The sequence below is a fragment of the Mycobacterium sp. E2462 genome, assembly GCF_001672685.1.
GTDB lineage: Bacteria > Actinomycetota > Actinomycetes > Mycobacteriales > Mycobacteriaceae > Mycobacterium.
The window spans coordinates 1-2,292 of record NZ_LZKC01000076.1; the positions used below are offsets into that span (position 1 = coordinate 1).

The 2,292-nt window shown below is 70.4% G+C and carries 2 protein-coding genes and 2 pseudogenes; 3 read left to right on the forward strand and 1 reads right to left on the reverse strand.

Annotated elements, in window-relative coordinates; genetic code table 11:
- From A5714_RS03785 to A5714_RS03795, 3 genes and pseudogenes are all read left to right on the forward strand, one after another.
- Positions 1-103, forward strand: a pseudogene (locus A5714_RS03785) (antibiotic biosynthesis monooxygenase); the annotation flags it as partial.
- Positions 103-933, forward strand: coding sequence for a mycofactocin-coupled SDR family oxidoreductase (locus A5714_RS03790; RefSeq protein WP_068282908.1), 831 nt, complete (start codon positions 103-105; stop codon positions 931-933). The pseudogene A5714_RS03785 and the gene A5714_RS03790, both read left to right, overlap by 1 nt.
- A 5-nt stretch (positions 934-938) precedes the next feature.
- Entirely contained in the window at positions 939-1,814 is an 876-nt protein-coding gene (locus tag A5714_RS03795; RefSeq protein WP_068282913.1) for an SAM-dependent methyltransferase, read from the forward strand.
- 8 nt (positions 1,815-1,822) lie between these two features.
- Here A5714_RS03795 and A5714_RS03800 read toward each other — a convergent pair.
- A pseudogene (locus A5714_RS03800) lies at positions 1,823-2,292 on the reverse strand (ribonuclease J); the annotation flags it as partial.

The following is a 2,292-nucleotide window of genomic DNA, read 5'->3' on the forward strand; positions in this document are numbered from 1 at the left end:
GATGTTCGGCGCGGTCGGCGAGCACCTGGCGGGAGCGCCGGACATCAAGATGCTGCAGCCGGTCGTGGCGGGCGACCCGGACAAGGGCCAATTGCGGCCCTGATGACTCCCTCGTCCGCGGGGCCCCTGTCGGGCAAGGTCGCCTTCGTCACCGGCGCCGCCCGCGGCCAGGGCCGCGCGCACGCACTACGCCTGGCCGCCGACGGCGCCGACATCATCGCCGTCGACCTGTGCGAACAGATCGGCAGCGTGCCCTACCCGCTGGCCACCGAGGAGGACCTGGCGGCCACCGTCAAGCTCGTCGAGGATTCCGGCGCCCGCATCGTCGCGGCCCGCGGCGACGTGCGGGACCGCGACTCGCTGGCCACGGCGTTGCGGGCGGGCCTCGACGAGTTCGGCCGCCTCGACATTGTGGTGGCCAACGCCGGGATCGCCCCCATGCAGTCCGGTGAGGACGGCTGGCGCGACGTCATCGATGTCAACCTCACCGGCGTCTACCACACGATCGAGGTGGCGATACCCACGCTGGTCGAGCAGGGCGCCGGCGGGTCGATCGTCCTGATCAGTTCCAGCGCCGGGCTGGCCGGCGTTGGCAGCCCCGACGCCGGCTCCGTCGGCTACGCCGCCGCCAAGCACGGCGTCGTCGGGTTGATGCGGGTCTACGCCAATCTGCTTGCCCGACAATATATCCGGGTCAACTCGGTTCACCCGTCCGGCGTCGACACCCCGATGATCAACAACGAGTTCACCCGGGACTGGCTGGCAAAGATGGCCGCCGAGACGGACACACCGGGGGCCATGGGCAACGCCATGCCCGTCGCGGTGCTGCAGGCCGAAGACATCGCGAACGCGGTGGCCTGGCTGGTCTCCGATCAAGCCCGCTACGTCACCGGTGTCGCGCTGCCGGTGGATGCCGGATTCTTGAACAAGTAACGGCCATGGCACGAAACCAGGTAGCTCGCACCGCCTTTGGGCCCATGGTGTTGGCGGCCGTCGAGCAGAACGAGCCGGCGGGCCGGCGCCTGCTCGACGATGACCTCGCCGAGTTGTTCCTGCCGGCGCCGCTGCGCTGGCTGGTCGCCGCGGCGCGGTTCACCCCCGTGCGTCGCCTGATGATCCGCGGCTCGGAGTTCACCGGTCCCGGGCTGTGGGCGACGCTGGCGTGCCGCAAGCGCTTCATCTCCGACAAACTCACCGAGGCGCTCGAGGAGGGCGTCAACGCCGTGGTGATCCTGGGCGCCGGGTTGGATACCCGCGCCTACCTGCTGACCCGCCGCGTTCGGATCCCCGTGTTCGAGGTCGACCTGCCGGTCAACGTCGCCAGAAAGTTGCGGACGGTCCGGCGGGTGCTGGGCCAGCCGCCGCTGTCGGTGCGCCTGGTGGCGCTGAACCTCGAGCGCGACGACCTGCTGACCGCGCTCGCCGAGCACGGGTACCGCACCGATTACCGGGTGTTCTTCATCTGCGAGGGCGTCACGCAGTACCTGAGCGAGCAGACCGTTCGGCGGACGCTGGAGGGCTTGCGCGCGGCCGCGCCGGGGAGCCGCCTCGTATTCACCTACGTGCGGCGCGATTTCATCGACGGCACCAACCGCTACGGGACGCGGACGCTGTACCGCACCGTGCGGCAGCGACAACAGTTGTGGCGCTTCGGCTTACAGCCCGACGAGGTTGCTGCCTTCATCGGCGGCTACGGGTGGCGGCTGATCGAGCAGGCTGGCCCCGACGAACTCGCGGCGCGCTACCTCGCGCCCGCCGGCCGCACGCTCACGGCGTCGCAATTGGAGTGGTTGGCGTACGCGGAGAAGGTGTAGCCCGGCGCCTAGACCTCGATGACGGTCGGCACGATCATCGGCTGCCGCCGGTAGGTTTCACCGACCCACTTGCCGACGGTGCGCCGCACGGCCTGCGCGATCCGGGTGGGGTCGGTGATCTGTTCGGACAGCAGCGATTCCAGCTCCGCCTCGACGCGCCGCAGCGCGGGCTCCAGGGCCTTGGGATCCTCGGAGAACCCCCGCGAATGCAGCTGCGGCGCGGTCACCGGGCGGCCGGTGCCGCGCTGGACCACCACGGTCACCGCGACGAAGCCCGACGACAGGATGAGCCGCTCCCCCAGCGTGATGTCGCCGACGTCGCCGTCGACCAAGCCGTCGACGAACATCTTCCCGACCGGCACGGCACCCGCGATGGACGCCACCCCAGCCCGCAAGTCGACGCTGACGCCGTTCTCCGCCAACAGGATCGACTCCTCTGGCACGCCGGTGCGCGCCGCGAGCTTGGCGTTGGCCCGCA